Raw genomic sequence first — 14,349 nt, 5'->3', positions numbered from 1 at the left:
GTGACCTAAAGCGAGGTTACGAGCACATTTCGTAGACTACGTCGGCCGCGGCGCGACCACCGGCCGTTTCGGTCTCCGTGCCGTGCGCAGGTATCGAGCGAGCGCGGGGAGATTCGCGTCACCGATCAGATCCACTCCGGCCGCGGCCAGTTCCGCCCAGCACGCCGCCCGGATCCGCCGCGTCCGGTGCGGCACGCCGAACAGCCGCACCCGCCGGCCGTCCTCGTGCGCCTGCCGGACCAGCTCGTGCAGCAGGTACCGCTCCTCGGCCGGGATCGGCTCCTCACCGTCCCAGCCGAACCGCCAGGACCAGTGCTCGCTCACCATCGGCACCAGCGCGGCCGGCGCCTCCGCCGCGCCGAGGTCGTCGAACGTGCCGTCCGCGAAGAGGAGCCGGCCCGGGTCCGCGGCCAGCACCTCACGCACCTCCGGCGTGCCGGAGACCAGCACGGTGACCGCGCCCGGCACGACCCGGCCGTCGACCGCGTGGGTGACCAGCCCGGCGTGCGGGGCCACCTCCTCGCGCAGACACCCCAGAAGATCCCGCACCGGTACGGCCGGGGACAGCTCCAGCACCAGCCCGAACGGTGGCGTGGGGCCGTGGTGCACACGTCCGCCGCGCCGCCGGGCCCGCTCCAGCAGCGGGCGGAGCAGCAGCCGGCCGACCGGGCGCCCGTGCACCAGCGGGCGGCCGTCCGGACCGGCCTGGATCGCGACGGACGCGCTGCCGTACCCCCGGCGCAGCGCGTCGCCGAGCGGGTCGCGCCGGCCCGGGTCGAGCAGCGCGTGGCTGCCCGGCAGGTAGGGACGCGGGCGGCGGAGCATGGCCAGCCCGATCGCGGCGGCGCCACCGGTTCCGGCCAGCCCGACCAGCCCGCTGGCCACCGTCGACACGCTTCCCGTCATAACGACAAATAGTACGAAAGGTGTTAAACGCTGGGTCACATTTCGGTCGGCACGCGCTCACCGGATGGCGGACGCGCCGGCCACGAGCACACACCGGCCCGCCTCGAACCGAGGCGGGCCGGTGGCGTCACGGGTCGTGCTCAGCGGGGCAGCGCCTCGCGGGACCGCCAGGCCGTACCGAGCGAGGTCTTGCCGTTCGTGCGCAGCAGCGAGCCCTCGTAGAGCCGGGCCGCGGCGACCAGCATCGCGGCCGCGGCCAGCACCAGCAGCGCCAGCGCGACGAACGGCTCCCACACCGCGGCGTCCTCCGTGAACAGCCGGACCGGCATCGCGATCGGCGCGGAGAACGGGACGTACGACATGATCGTCATCGCCAGCGGGTTGCCGCTGAGGAAGATCACCCCGAAGAACGGCAGCATGACCGCCAGCTGCACCGGTGTGGACACGCTGTTGATGTCCTCCTGCCGGCTGACCAGCGCACCCGTCACCGCCCACATCGCGGCCAGCAGCACGAACCCGACCACGAAGAACGGCAGGAACCAGCCGATCGCCGGCGCCAGCAGGTTCAGCAGGCTCACGCCGTTGGAGGCCTCGCCGCCGGAGAGCCGCATGCCGCCGATCGACACCAGCGCGAGCAGCGCGATCTGACCGAACGCCAGGATCGTGCCGGCCAGGACCTTGCCGGCCAGCATCACCCGCGGCGGCACGCTGGACACCAGGATCTCGACGATCCGGGTCTGCTTCTCCTCGGTGATGCTCTGCGCGATCTGCAGGCCGAACATCAGCGAGGTGAAGAAGAAGACCATCGCGAACAGGTACGGCACCAGGAAGGCCAGCGCCCCGGACACCGCGTCCGCCTCGAGCAGGCGGACCTCCGGCGCGGTGCTCAGCGCGGACACCACCTCGTCCGGCGCCTCCTGCATGGCCAGCACCACGCCGTCGACCACGGCCGAGTCGACCTCGCCGGCGCGGACCAGGCGCTCCGCCTCGGCCGCGTCCGGGACCTCGCGCACCTCCAGGCCGACGGCGGCGAGCCGGTCGGTCGGCGTACCGGCGACGACCGCCACGCTCGACGCGCTGCCACCGATCAGCGACGGCACGACCGTACCGGCGATCGCGAAGACCAACAGGAAGGCCGTACTGATCAGGAAGGCCTTGTCCCTGATCTTGACCTTGAGCTCGCGCGCGGTGACGAGCCGCGTCGCCTCCCAGTTGGACAGCTGACGGCCGGTCATCGGGTCACCTCTCGGAAGATCTCAGCCAGCGTGGGTACGACCGGGCGGAACGTGCGGACCGGGCCGCGGGCGAGCGCGTCGCGCAGCAGCCCCTGGTCGTCGGCGCCCGGGTCCAGCTCGACGACCGCGCGGCGGCCGTCCAGGTCGACCAGCGTGGTCTCCGGGCGGTCCCGCAGCCAGCCCAGGTCGGAGTCGACGGCCAGCTCGAACTGGCGGCGGGCGTACCGGGTGCGCAGCGCCTCGCGCTCACCGGCCGCGCGGATCGTGCCGTCCGCGATGATCACCAGGTCGTCGCAGAGCCGCTCGACCACGTCGAGCTGGTGGCTGGAGAAGAGCACGGCCGTGCCGGCCCGGGCCCGCTCCCGCAGCACGGAGACGACGTTGTCCACCGCCATCGGGTCGAGGCCGGAGAACGGCTCGTCGAGGACCAGCACCTCCGGGTCGTGCACCAGCGCGGCGACCACCTGGGCGCGCTGCTGGTTGCCGAGCGACAGCGTCTCCAGCGTGCTGTCCGCGCGCTCGCCGAGCCCGACCCGCTCCAGCAGCTCGTCCGCGCTGCGCTTCGCCGCGGCCGCGGTCAGCCCGTGCAGCCGGCCGAGGTAGACGACCTGCTCCCGGACGGACATCTTCGGGTAGAGGCCCCGCTCCTCCGGCATGTACCCGAACGCCTGGCGGTCCGCCCGGGTCAGCGGCGTGCCGCCCCAGGTCACCTCGCCGGAGTCCGCGGCGAGCACGCCGAGAATGATCCGCATCGTGGTGGTCTTGCCGGCGCCGTTGGCACCGACGAAACCCGTCATGCGTCCCGCGGTCACGTCGAACGTGACGTCCTTCAGCACCTGCCGGCCGGCGAACCCCCGGTCGACCGCGCTCACGCTGAGCACCTTCGTCATGCCCACAACGCTATTGGCCGGAGATCGTCCCGGCGTCCGGCACACGACGGATCATGCGGGTCAACCTCGGGACGGACCCACCACGCCGTTCTCGTAGGCGAAGACCACGGCCTGCACCCGGTCCCGCAGGCCCAGCTTGGCCAGCACCCGGCTGACGTGCGTCTTCACGGTCGCCTCGCCGAGGAACAGCTTCTCCGCTATCTCCGCGTTCGTGCAACCGCCGGCCAGCAGCACCAGCACCTCGTTCTCCCGCGGCGTCAGCTCGCCGAGGTCGGCCGTCCGCTGCGGCGTGACCTCGCCCGGGCGCGCGAACGTGGCGATCACCCGGCGGGTGAGCTGCGGGTCCAGCAGCGCCTCGCCGCGGGACAGGATGCGCACCGCGTCGATCAGCGCCTCCGGCGTGCCGGTCTTCAGCAGGAACCCGCTGGCGCCCGCGCGCAACGCCGCGAACAGGTAGTCGTCCCGGTCGAACGTGGTCAGGATCAGCACGGCCGGACCGTCCTCGCCGGTGCTCGCGGTGATCCGGCGGGTGGCCTCCAGACCGTCCACACCGGGCATCTCCACGTCCATCAGGATCACGTCCGGGCGCAGCTGCGCGGCGCGCTCGACCGCGGCCAGGCCGTCCGACGCCTCGCCGACCACCTCGATGTCGTCCTCCGTCTCGAGGATGACCCGGAAGCCGCTGCGCACCAGGTGCTGATCATCGGCCAGCAGAACGCGGATCATGCCGCGACCTCCTTCTTCGTCAGGGGGAAGCGGGCGCGGACCCGGAAACCGCCGCCCTCGCGCGGACCGGTCTCCAGCACGCCCTCGTGTGCGGCCACCCGTTCGCGCATGCCGATCAGGCCCATGCCGCGCGTGTTCGGCGTGCCGATCGCCCGACCGGAGTCCGCCACGTCGATCTCCAGCTCGCGGCTCAGATAGCGGATCCGCACGTCCACGTCGACCGGGCCGGCGTGCTTGAGCGTGTTCGTCAGCGCCTCCTGGACGATCCGGTACGCCGCGACCGAGACCGACTCCGGCACCTCCACGGCCGGTTCCCCGTAGACGCCGTGCTCGATCCGCAGTCCGGCCTGACGCGAGCTCTCCAGCAGCTCCGGCAGGTCGTCGATGCTCTGCACCGGCGGCAGCGTCGCGTCGCCGTCCGTCGCGCGCAGCACGCCCAGCATGCGGCGCAGCTCGTCGACCGCGGTCCGGGCCTCCTGCTCGACCGCGGCCAGCGCGGTGCGTGCCTTGCCCGCGTCCTTCTCCAGCACCCGGCGGGCCGCGGCGGCCTGCACGCCCATCACGGCCACGTGGTGCGCGACCACGTCGTGCAGCTCGCGGGCTATCCGGACCCGCTCGCCGAGCACCGCGCGCTCCGCCTCCTTCTCCTGCGAGCGGCGCAGCTCCTCGGCGCGCTCGACCAGCAGGTGGCGGTCGTGGGCGGCGGTCCAGCCCTGGTCACCGAAGTAGTAGGCGAATCCGAAGTAGAGCGCGTTGACCAGGGTCTGCACCAGGATCGCGGAGATCAGCGGCGGGAGCGGCCCGGCCGCGGTCGAGAACGCGTCCGGCGGCATGTCCGCGACGGAGATCGCTATCGAGGTGAACAGCCAGATGAACATCGCGACGATGACGATCACGCGCGAGATCACCGACCAGCGCCGGTTCCGGCTCCAGGCGCCGGCCGTGTAGATCGCGGTGAAGAGCACGATCTGCGAGATCTGCGCCTCCTGCGCGTGCCGGACCTGGCTGCCGATGTACGCGACCGCGATGATCAGCATCACCGGCTCCGGGAAGCGACGGCGCCAGAGCAGCGGCAGCGTGGTCGCGACCGCCCAGGCCGCCTGCTCGGTCCGGGACGGCGGATCCTCGAACAGGAACATTCCCGCGCTGGTGGAGAGCACCAGGCTGAACGTGCTGCCCACCATCGCGGCGATGCCGATGAGCATGTCGTTGCGCCGCTGGTCGGCGGTCGGTCCCGGCCGCCGCCACGTCTGATCCCCCGCCGTCGTCGTCACGCGCTCAGTGTCCACGACCACGGCCAGCCGTCCAAGATCAGGTAACCAGCGCGAGCCACTTGCGGTAGGCGGAGGCGAACGGCTCGGTCCCGTCGCCCAGCGCGCCGAGCAGCCAGTCCGCGGCCAGGTGCGCCTCCCGGACCAGCTCGTCGGGGTAGCCGAACCGCTCGCGGTGCTCCGCGAACTCGTCCTCGTCGCGCAGCTCCACCAGGCCGGTCGCGCGCCGCCGTACCACATCCAGATCAAGATCTATGAGGTGTACGGTCTCGCCCTCCCACCGCGCCCGCGTGGTGATGTCGCAGTAGACCTCGCTGGTCCGCGGCGGCGGGTTGAACATGCCGGTCCAATGCGCACTGTGCGGCACCAGCAGGATGAACGGGATGCGCTCCACAGAGGCCCGCCCGTGATAGACGCTCGGCGTGCCCGCCGTCACACCCAGCCAGACCCCGAGGTCGTCCTCGGTCAGCCGGCGCGCGGGGTAGTCCCGGTGTGCGGTGCCGTCGTACTTCTGGTAGACCACCCGGACCACGTCTGACATGAGCGAACTTTAACCGATTCGATCGACCCGGCTGCGCGATCATGACCCGTCCCGGCAGGGCGTTGCAGAAAGTTGCGCTAATTGACGGCAAGTCGTAGCCGTGGCGCGTTTCGCGGAGACCGGGGGGCCGGAAACGTCGGTGGGTCCCGGTATCTTTCCCCGGGTGACTGACGAGACCACCCCGACGCCGACCCAGCCGCCGTCCCCGCGCCGGCGCAAGAGCCGCGAGCGAGCCGGCGAGCTGCTGGCCGCCGCGGTCGGCGCGGTCCCCGGCGGCTCCTCCCGCGCGGGCCAGGTGCAGATGGTCGAGGCGATCGCGGACGCGATCACCGACAAGGAGCACCTGCTGGTCCAGGCCGGCACCGGCACCGGCAAGTCGCTGGGCTACCTCACACCCGCGCTGATGGTCGAGGGCCCGGTCGTCGTCTCCACCGCCACGCTCGCGCTGCAGTCCCAGCTCGTCGAGCACGACCTGCCCCGGCTCGCCAAGGCGGTCAAGCCGGTGCTCGGCCGGGAGCCCACGTTCGCCGTGCTCAAGGGCCGGCACCACTACCTCTGCCTGGCCAAGCTGGAGAACTCGCAGGAGGACGAGCCCGAGGACGAGGGTCTCTTCGAGGTCGACGCCCACTCCCGCCCGGCGCCCGGCAACGGTGGTGGCGGCGGCTGGCTCGGCGAGTCCGGCAAGCTCGGCAAGCAGGTCGAGCGGGTGCACGACTGGGCGATGGAGACCGAGACCGGCGACCGGGACGAGCTGGACCCCGGCGTCGACGACCGGGTCTGGCGGCAGGTGTCGATGCCCGCGCGCGAGTGCGTCGGCGCCGCCCGCTGCCCGTACGGGGAGGAGTGCTTCGCCGAGGCCTCCCGCGCCCGGGCCCGCGAGGCGGACGTGGTGGTCACCAACCACAGCCTGCTCGCGGTCGACATGCTCGCCGGCCGGCACATCGTGCCGCCGCACAAGCTGCTGATCATCGACGAGGCACACGAGCTGGCCGACCGCGTCTCGTCCGCGTCCCAGGCCGAGCTGACGCCGGAGTCGATCACCGCGGCGGCCCGGCGCGCCCGCCCGGTCGTCCAGCCCGACGTGCTCACCTCGCTGGTCGAGGCCGGTGACGCGCTCACGGTCGGGCTCGCCGAGGCACCCAACGGCCTGATCACCGGCGAGCTGCCGCAGGCGCTGGCCGAGGCGTGCACGCTGATCGACGCGGCCACCCGGCGTGCGCTCGAGTCGATCGGCGACGTCAAGTCCGACGATCCCGACCCGGTGCGCAAGCAGCAGGCCAAGGCCGTGCTCGACGAGATCGGCAACACCGCGCAGCGTCTGCTCGAGGGCAGCGACCACGACGTCGCCTGGGTGGAGAAGCAGGAGACCGGCACCCGGCGCGCGCTCGTCGTGGCGCCGCTCTCGGTCGCCGGGCTGCTCTCCGAGACGCTCTACGACGAGCGCACCGTGGTCGCGACCAGCGCCACGCTCGCGCTCGGCGGCCGCTTCGACCTGGTCGCCCGCTCGCTCGGGCTGCCGCTCGGCCCGGTCAAGCCGACCCCGATCGCGGCCGCCGCCGCGGAGGCCGCCCGCCCGGCGAACGCGGCCACCAAGCCACCGCCGCCCACCGAGGGTCCCGGCTGGCGCTCGCTCGACGTCGGCTCCCCGTTCGACTACGCCAAGCAGGGCATTCTGTACGTTGCCGCGCACCTGCCGCGCCCCGCCGCGTCCGGCCTGCCGGAGGCGACCGGCGAGGAGCTGCTCAAGCTGATCACCGCGCTGGGCGGGCGCACGCTCGGGCTCTTCTCCTCCCGCAAGGCCGCGCAGCAGGCGGCGGAGCTGGTCCGCGCGCGGACCACGATCCCGGTGCTGCTCCAGGGCGAGGACGCGCTGCCGGTGCTGGTCCGCCGCTTCCGCGCGGAGCGCGACACCTGCCTCTTCGGCGTGATGTCGCTGTGGCAGGGCGTGGACGTGCCCGGCGACGCGTGCCAGCTGGTGATCATCGACCGGTTGCCGTTCCCCCGGCCCGACGAGCCGCTGGCCGCCGCCCGGTCCGCCGCCGTCGACGCCGCCACCGGCTCCGGCACCGGCTTCTCCTCGGTCAGCGTGCCGATCGCCGCGGTCCGCCTCGCCCAGGGCGCCGGCCGCCTGATCCGCGCCGTCGGCGACAAGGGCATGGTCGCGGTCCTCGACTCCCGCCTGGAGAACGCCCGCGGCTACGGCCCCTTCCTGCGCAAGACGCTCCCCCCGCTGTGGTACACCACGCGCCCCGACGTCGCGCTCGGCGCCCTCCAGCGCCTCGCCAAGTCCTGAGCCCGCCACCCGGCCGTCCCCGCTCACCCGCGGGCTACCGGTTTTCCTCGGGGCACCGGTAGCCCACGCACGGTAACGGCGGGCGGTCAGCCATGGGGGATTCGCCTGTCCGGCCGACTTTCTAGCCACGCGACGGCGAAATCGTGCGATAACCGGAAATCGACCGGTCCGGCCTCCCGTTATCGGCCCGGGCCCGGCTGACCCCGCAGCCCCGCGGCCCGGCGGCCCGCCGGGTTCCGGGACCGCCCGCCGGGTCCGGGACCGCCCGCCGGGTCCGGGACCGCCCGCCGGGTCCGGGACCGCCCGCCGGGCTCCGCCCGCGCGACGCGGGCGGCGTGCCGGGAGATGAGTCGCCGTGGGGACGGTGAGGTGGTGCGGTGACCAGCGGCGCGGTGTGGCCGGCCGGGTTCGCGGCGTGTGGGTGCTGGTGGCGGCGGCCGGTCTGGCTGTTGACGCTGGTCGGGGTGGTGTCGCTCGGGTCGTCGGAGCGGGTGCGGCGGGCGGGTGGGTGGGTGCGGCGGGGGCGCGCGGGACTCGGGGTTGATCTGCCGGGGGACCACGGAACGTGCAGGGAGGCCGCCCGCGGCCGACCGGTGCCCGCGGGAGCACTAGGGACGTGGGCGCGCCGGAAGCGGGAAGATCTGCTTAGAGGGTTTTGGGGTTGGCCACGATCGCGTCCGGTGGGACCTCGGGGCGGGTGCCGGCGGTGAGGCGGCGGACGCCGGTGTTGAGGACCGCGATCAGCGGGACGGCCACCAGTGCGCCGGTGATGCCGGCCAGGACCACGCCGGCGGCGATGCCGACGATGACGGCGAGCGGGTGGATGGCGACCGCGCGGCCCATGATCAGCGGCTGCAGGATGTGGCCCTCGACCTGCTGGACGCCGATCACCACGCCCAGGATGATCAGGGCGGTGACCCAGCCGCTGTCGACCAGTGCGACCAGGATCGCGACCGCGCCGGAGACGGTCGCACCGACGATCGGCACGAACGCGCCGAGGAAGACCAGCGCGGCCAGCGGGAACGGGAACGGGACGTCGAAGACGACCAGGAAGCATCCGATGCCGACCGCGTCGATGAACGCGACCAGGACCGTCGCGCGCACGTAGGAGACGAGCGTCTGCCAGGACGCCTCACCGGCGTCGGCCATCCGCCAGCGCGCGTTGACCGGGAAGAGCCGGACCACGAAGCGCCAGATCTTGCGGCCGTCGCGGAGGAAGAAGAACGTCGAGAACAGCACCAGCAGCGCGCCGGTGAAGAGCTCGAAGACGGTGGCCGCGGTGGAGACCGCGCCGGTGGTGAGCGCCTGGGTGTTCTGGTCCAGCCACTGCTGGCCGGTGGTGATCGCGGTGTCGAGCTGCTCGTCGTCGAGGCGGAGCGGCCCCTCGCGCAGCCAGTGCTGGATCTGCCGGATGCCCACCGTGGCGTTCCGGCTGAGCTGCGGCAGGCCGTCGACGAACTGGGTGACGACCATGGTGAGCGTGGCCGCGACCGCGCCCAGGCCGGCGACCAGGACCAGCGCGGTCGCCAGCGAACGTGGGAACCGCAGCCGGAGCAGCCAGCCGACCGCGGGGGTGAGCAGCGCGGAGAGCAGCAGCGCGATGGACAGCGGGATCACCACGATCCGGATCGTGGCGAAGAAGCTGAGCAGCACGTAGCCGATCACGCCGACCACGATCAGGCGCCAGGACCAGGCCGCGGCCAGCCGCAGCGCGTGCGGGACCTCGGCGTCGTCGCGGCTTATCGTCGACGTGTGGGTGATCTCGGGTGGTTCCTCGGGCGGGGGCGCCTCGACGACGGCCGGCGGCTCCGGCATCTGCGACTCGTACGCCCGGCGGAGGTTACGCCGGAGCTTGCTCAGTCGTCCCACACGCACCTCCCGACGGTAGCCCTTGATCACTCTCGCACCCGCGCGCCAGGCCCGGCGGGGTGCGGGTAGCGTCAACTGTCGTGAACGACGACGCCAAGCTGCCGATTCGGCTGCTGCACGACCGCGTCCTGGTCCGCCTCGACGGCGCCGAGGGCGAGCGCCGTTCCTCCGCCGGGATCGTGATCCCGGCCACCGCGTCGATGGGCCGGCGGTTGTCCTGGGCAACCGCGGTCGGCGTGGGGCCGAACGTGCGGTCCGTCGCGGCCGGCGACCGGGTGCTGTTCGACCCGGACGACCGGTCCGAGGTGGAGCTGCACGGCCGGGAGTACGTGCTGCTCCGCGAGCGGGACGTGCACGCGGTCGCGGCCGAGCGCGTCGAGTCCGACGGGACCGGCCTCTACCTGTAGTACGTGGTGATCGGGATCGGTACCACCGGCGAGGTGGGTGCCTCGATCGGCCGGCTCACCCCGTCCGGGAACGTGATGTGGTATCGCTCACCGTCCCAGCGCGCCGGCGGCGTCTGCGGGTCGCGGCCGACGAAGACCGCCCGTTCCGCCGTCACCTTGTCGAGCAGCGCCCGCTCCTCCGCCTCGGCCGTGGCCACGTGCTTGAACAGCCCGCGGTCCATGCCGTCGCGGAGCAGCGCGAGCTTGGTCGCGGTGAACTGGAAGTTGCGCATCGCGCGCAGCCCGGCGTCGCCGGCCACCCGCTTCGCCCAGCGACGGGCGGCGTGCCGGCGGCCGAGGCTGCTCAGCGTCGCGACCTCGGGCGGGGAGAGCCAGCCGGCCCGGACGTACGCCGGGAGCGCGCGCTCGGTGAGCCGCCCCTCCCAGCCGCGCAGCCAGATCGCGAAGCCGACCGTGCCGAAGAAGGCCGGGATCATCACGCCCAGGTATCCGTAGAGCAGCACGACCGTCTCACCGGTCGCGGCGACCAGCGACGGCAGCAGGTTCCAGGTGCCGTGGATCATCATGGCGACCAGCAGGCCGGCGATCGGCGCGAGCCAGCGGACCGGGCGCGCGGCGGTGCGGGCGGCGACGCCGAGCCCGATGCCGGCCATCGCGGTGAACAGCGGGTGCGCGAAGCCGGTGAACAGGATGCGCACGATGAAGATCAGCAGGAGCTGCTGGGCGCCGCTGGCCGGTCCGTACTGCTCGTTGCTGGCCGCGTAGCCGTGGCCGCCGAGGTAGAGGATGTTCTCCACCATCGCGAAGCCGATCGCGGACAGTCCGCAGTAGACGATGCCGTCGGTGATGCCGGACCACTCACGCCGCCGCCGCCAGAGCAGCAGCACCGGGCCGAGCGTCTTCATCGTCTCCTCGATGAACGGCGCCACCAGCACCGCCACCAGCGACTCGGACAGGCCCCAGCCCTCGAAGAGGTACGCCGACCACGAGTTCACCAGCAGCGCGGTGCCGGTCGCCACGAACGCGCCCCAGGCGAAGCAGAACGCGAGATAGCCGACCGGCTCCGGCTCGTACCGGTCGAGCCACATGAAGCAGCCGATCAGCACCGGCACCGGCAGCAGCGCCGCGGCCGTGCCGAGCAGCAGCCCGTCCACGCCGATGTTGAAGCCGAGGAAGACGGTCATCGCGATCGCGCAGCCGGCGATGAACACGATCATCGCGGCCAGGCCGACGAGCCGCCACCGCCGCTTCCGCCGCCCGGGGTCGGGCATCGCACCCGGCGGCATCCCGCCCGGCATCCCAGCGGTCGGCATCCCAGCGGTCGGCATCCCAGCGGCCGGCATCCCAGCGGCCGGGACGGCCGGCAGCCCGGCGGCCGGCGGCGAACCGGCCGGTGCGCCCGGCAGCCCGGTGGCCGGGCCGGCCGGCATCCCAGCGGCCGGGACGGCCGACGGTGGCGCGGACTGCGGCTGCGGTGACATCTCCGACATGGGGATCAGCGTATCCGTCGAAGGGCTTGCCACGATCACCTCGTTCATGGCTATCATTGCCGTCAGGTCACGAGCGCCAGCAGATAAGCCCCGGCTTGCTGGCCGGCAACCCTCGTCAGTTCGCGGTGGGGTGCCCCGGGTGATGACCAGGCCTGTGCGGCGGTCCGCACGGGCAAGCGCGGACCCCGTTCCCGACGGTGTGCTCGGGGTCCCTCGAGACCCCGGAGGTCGTCGCATGTCCACGATCACGCTGCCCGTCACCGCCACCACCGCCGCCGTCGAGCCGCACGTGCCGACCGTGCTCGGCGTGCCCGGCCAGATCAACCTCGACTACGCGGCCACCGCGCCGTGTGCCACCGCGGCCGCCGAGGCCGTGAACGCGATCCTGCCCTGGTACGCCAGCGTCCACCGGGGCGCCGGCGCGCTCTCCCAGCGCTGCACGCTCGCCTACGAGCGGGCCCGGCAGACCGTCGCGGACTTCCTCGGTGCGCGCGCCGAGGACCACGTGATCTTCACGCGGAACACCACGGACGCGCTGAACCTGCTGGCCTCGACGCTGCCCGCGGGCACCACCGTGGTCACGTTCGGCGGCGAGCACCACGCGAACCTGCTGCCCTGGCCCGGTCACCCGCTGCGGCTGCCGGTGCCGGCCTCCCCGGCCGAGGCGGTCCGCACGCTCAGCGCCGCGCTGGCCGAGCTGCGCCGGGGCGCGGACGCGCCGGAGCACATCCTGGTCGCCGTGACCGGCGCCAGCAACGTCACCGGCGAGGTCTGGCCGGTCGCGGAGCTGGCCCGGATCGCGCACCGGCACGGCGCCCGGATCGCGCTGGACGCCGCGCAGCTGGCCCCGCACCTGCCGGTGGACGTCGGCGCGCTGGACGTGGACTACGTGGCGATCTCCGGCCACAAGCTGTACGCGCCGTTCGGTGCCGGCGTGCTGGCCGGCCGCGGCGACTGGCTGGACGCGGCCGAGCCGTACCTGCGCGGCGGCGGCGCCACCGCCCGGGTCGGCGCCGGCACGCACGACGTGGTCTGGAACACCGGGCCGGCCCGGCACGAGGCCGGCACGCCGAACCTGCTGGGTGCGGTGGCGCTGGCCGCGGTCTGCGCGGCCCTGCAGGTCGCGGACCGGGACGCGCTGCGCCGGGACGAGGAGCGGCTGGTCGCACGGCTGCGCGCGGGCCTGGCGTCGATCCCGGGCGTGGTCGAGCTGCGCACGTTCGGCCCGGACGCGGAGCGGGTCGGGATCGTGTCGTTCGCGGTGGCCGGCCGGGACTCGTCCGACGTCGCGGCGGAGCTGGGCCGGGAGCACAACATCGGCGTACGGGACGGGCTGTTCTGCGCGCACCCGCTGGCCAAGCGGCTGCTCTCCGAGGCGTCCGCGCGGTCCGGCCTGACGCTCCCGCCGACCGCGCTGCGGGTCAGCGTCGGACTCGGCAGCACCGACGCGGACGTGGACGCGCTGATCGACGCGCTGCGCTGATCGACGCGCTGCGCTGACCCACCGCCGGTGATCCCCAGGCGTCCTCCGTGTCGCGGGACGGCGCCTGGATCACTGATCGCTGGGCAGGTCCGGAGCGTGCCGGCCGAACGCGCGGCGGACCAGCCGGATCGACTCCTCGTGCTCCACACCCGAGGCCCGGACCAGGTCCGTCGCGGTGGACCGCAGCTGCGCCACCACCACCGAGCCGGAGAAGCCGACGCCCTCCGCGTAGGCCAGGCCGGCCGCGGACGCGGCGCTGAGCGCGCGCCCCCGGGCGGCCTCCGCCTCCACGCCCAGCTCCAGTTCGGTGCGGAGCAGCTCGACCGCCTCGCCGAGCGCGGCCACGCCGGCCGCGAGCGTGCGCGGCACCGGCTCGCCGTCGTTCAGCATCGTGATGATCCGGCGGACCAGCACGCGGCTGTTGCGCAGCGCGTGCGCGACGTACTGCGCGCTGTCCAGGTACTGGGCGAGCGGCGCGCGGGCCCGCCAGCGCACCGGCGCCAGCGTGGCGTTCTCCCGGCCGGCCTTGATCGCCTCGTCCATCGTGCTCAGGTCGGTCTCGGCCGCGCGCAGCCGGTCCAGCACCTCGGCCGCGCGGTCCGGCTCACCGGCGGACAGCGCCGCGGCCGCGTCCCGCAGGCCGTGCGCGAGCACGTCCAGCGCCGGGCCGGCCGCGCGGACGACCACGGTGAGCGGGTTGATCGGCAGCAGCAGCGCCATGACGGCCAGGCCGACCGCGCCGCCGATCAGCGCGTCCCAGAACCTGCCCAGGTAGATGCCCTCGGTCGGCGGCGTGAGCGTGGCGACCAGCACCGCGGACGAACTGGCCTGCACGACCAGCGAGGAGCCGCCGCCGAGGAAGATCGCGGCGACCACGGCCAGGCCCACGGACAGGCCGATCTGCCACGGCCCGGTGCCGATCAGCAGGATCAGCGCGTCGCCGACCGCGATGCCCAGTGCCACGCCTATCACCAGCTCGAACGCGCGGCGCAGCCGTTGCCCGACGGAGACCGCGAGCGTGATCACCGCGGCGATCGGCGCGAAGAACGGCGTCTGGTGGTGCAGCAGGTCGTTCGCGATCAGCCAGGCGATGCCGGCCGCCACCCCGGTCTGCAGCGCGAGGCCCGCGTTGCCGCGCACCCGGGTCAGCCGCTCGCGGATCGTGCCGCCGGACCGGCGGCCCAGGTCGGCCACCCGCTGACCGAACGGCGCGCTGCCCATGGGACGACCCTACCGTC

Annotated in this window: 12 protein-coding genes and 1 riboswitch; of the genes, 3 read left to right on the top strand and 9 right to left on the bottom strand. The window is 73.5% G+C overall.

Features of this window, described 5'->3' with window-relative positions; genetic code table 11:
* Positions 1-36 precede the first annotated feature (36 nt).
* From J2S44_RS21000 to J2S44_RS20975, 6 genes are all read right to left on the bottom strand, one after another.
* Complete coding sequence (locus J2S44_RS21000; RefSeq protein WP_310416593.1) at positions 37-906, bottom strand: PI-PLC domain-containing protein; 870 nt, start codon at positions 904-906, stop codon at positions 37-39.
* Between the two features lie 140 nt (positions 907-1,046).
* Positions 1,047-2,126: an ABC transporter permease gene (locus J2S44_RS20995; protein ID WP_310429820.1), complete on the bottom strand. Its 1,080-nt coding sequence runs from the start codon at positions 2,124-2,126 to the stop codon at positions 1,047-1,049.
* Positions 2,127-2,137: 11 nt separating this feature from the next.
* Positions 2,138-3,031: an ABC transporter ATP-binding protein gene (locus tag J2S44_RS20990; RefSeq protein ID WP_310416591.1), complete on the bottom strand. Its 894-nt coding sequence runs from the start codon at positions 3,029-3,031 to the stop codon at positions 2,138-2,140.
* 60 nt (positions 3,032-3,091) lie between these two features.
* Positions 3,092-3,757 carry a response regulator gene (locus J2S44_RS20985; RefSeq protein ID WP_310416588.1) on the bottom strand — a complete coding sequence of 222 codons (666 nt, stop codon included), beginning with the start codon at positions 3,755-3,757 and terminating at the stop codon, positions 3,092-3,094.
* Positions 3,754-5,031, bottom strand: a complete 1,278-nt coding sequence (locus tag J2S44_RS20980; RefSeq protein ID WP_445343960.1) for a sensor histidine kinase — start codon at positions 5,029-5,031, stop codon at positions 3,754-3,756. The genes J2S44_RS20985 and J2S44_RS20980 overlap by 4 nt, the downstream gene beginning before the upstream one ends.
* Before the next feature lie 37 nt (positions 5,032-5,068).
* Positions 5,069-5,569, bottom strand: coding sequence for a DUF402 domain-containing protein (locus J2S44_RS20975; RefSeq protein WP_310416586.1), 501 nt, complete (start codon positions 5,567-5,569; stop codon positions 5,069-5,071).
* A gap of 163 nt (positions 5,570-5,732) precedes the next feature.
* Between J2S44_RS20975 and J2S44_RS20970 the strand changes: the two genes are divergently transcribed.
* Positions 5,733-7,862: an ATP-dependent DNA helicase gene (locus tag J2S44_RS20970; RefSeq protein WP_374727881.1), complete on the top strand. Its 2,130-nt coding sequence runs from the start codon at positions 5,733-5,735 to the stop codon at positions 7,860-7,862.
* A gap of 645 nt (positions 7,863-8,507) precedes the next feature.
* On the opposite strand, the gene J2S44_RS20965 is transcribed toward J2S44_RS20970, so the two are convergent.
* Positions 8,508-9,806 (bottom strand): AI-2E family transporter, encoded by a 1,299-nt coding sequence (locus J2S44_RS20965; protein ID WP_374727880.1) that lies wholly within the window; start codon positions 9,804-9,806, stop codon positions 8,508-8,510.
* Between the two features lie 5 nt (positions 9,807-9,811).
* Between J2S44_RS20965 and J2S44_RS20960 the strand changes: the two genes are divergently transcribed.
* On the top strand, positions 9,812-10,138 hold the full coding sequence (locus J2S44_RS20960) for a GroES family chaperonin (RefSeq protein ID WP_307242609.1): 327 nt from the start codon (positions 9,812-9,814) through the stop codon (positions 10,136-10,138).
* On the opposite strand, the gene J2S44_RS20955 is transcribed toward J2S44_RS20960, so the two are convergent.
* Entirely contained in the window at positions 10,129-11,628 is a 1,500-nt protein-coding gene (locus J2S44_RS20955) for a PrsW family intramembrane metalloprotease (protein WP_310416581.1), read from the bottom strand. The two genes, J2S44_RS20960 and J2S44_RS20955, sit on opposite strands and share 10 nt — an antisense overlap.
* Before the next feature lie 65 nt (positions 11,629-11,693).
* A riboswitch (SAM riboswitch) is annotated at positions 11,694-11,813 on the top strand.
* Between the two features lie 50 nt (positions 11,814-11,863).
* On the opposite strand from J2S44_RS20955, the gene J2S44_RS20950 reads away from it, so the two are divergent.
* Entirely contained in the window at positions 11,864-13,111 is a 1,248-nt protein-coding gene (locus J2S44_RS20950) for an aminotransferase class V-fold PLP-dependent enzyme (RefSeq protein ID WP_310416578.1), read from the top strand.
* A 69-nt stretch (positions 13,112-13,180) separates the two neighbouring features.
* Here J2S44_RS20950 and J2S44_RS20945 read toward each other — a convergent pair whose 3' ends face one another.
* Positions 13,181-14,332: an FUSC family protein gene (locus J2S44_RS20945; RefSeq protein ID WP_310416576.1), complete on the bottom strand. Its 1,152-nt coding sequence runs from the start codon at positions 14,330-14,332 to the stop codon at positions 13,181-13,183.
* Positions 14,333-14,349 lie beyond the last annotated feature (17 nt).

The organism is Catenuloplanes niger, from assembly GCF_031458255.1.
In the GTDB taxonomy this organism is placed as follows: Bacteria; Actinomycetota; Actinomycetes; order Mycobacteriales; family Micromonosporaceae; genus Catenuloplanes; species Catenuloplanes niger.
This window is presented reverse-complemented; position numbering and strand designations above follow the sequence as displayed.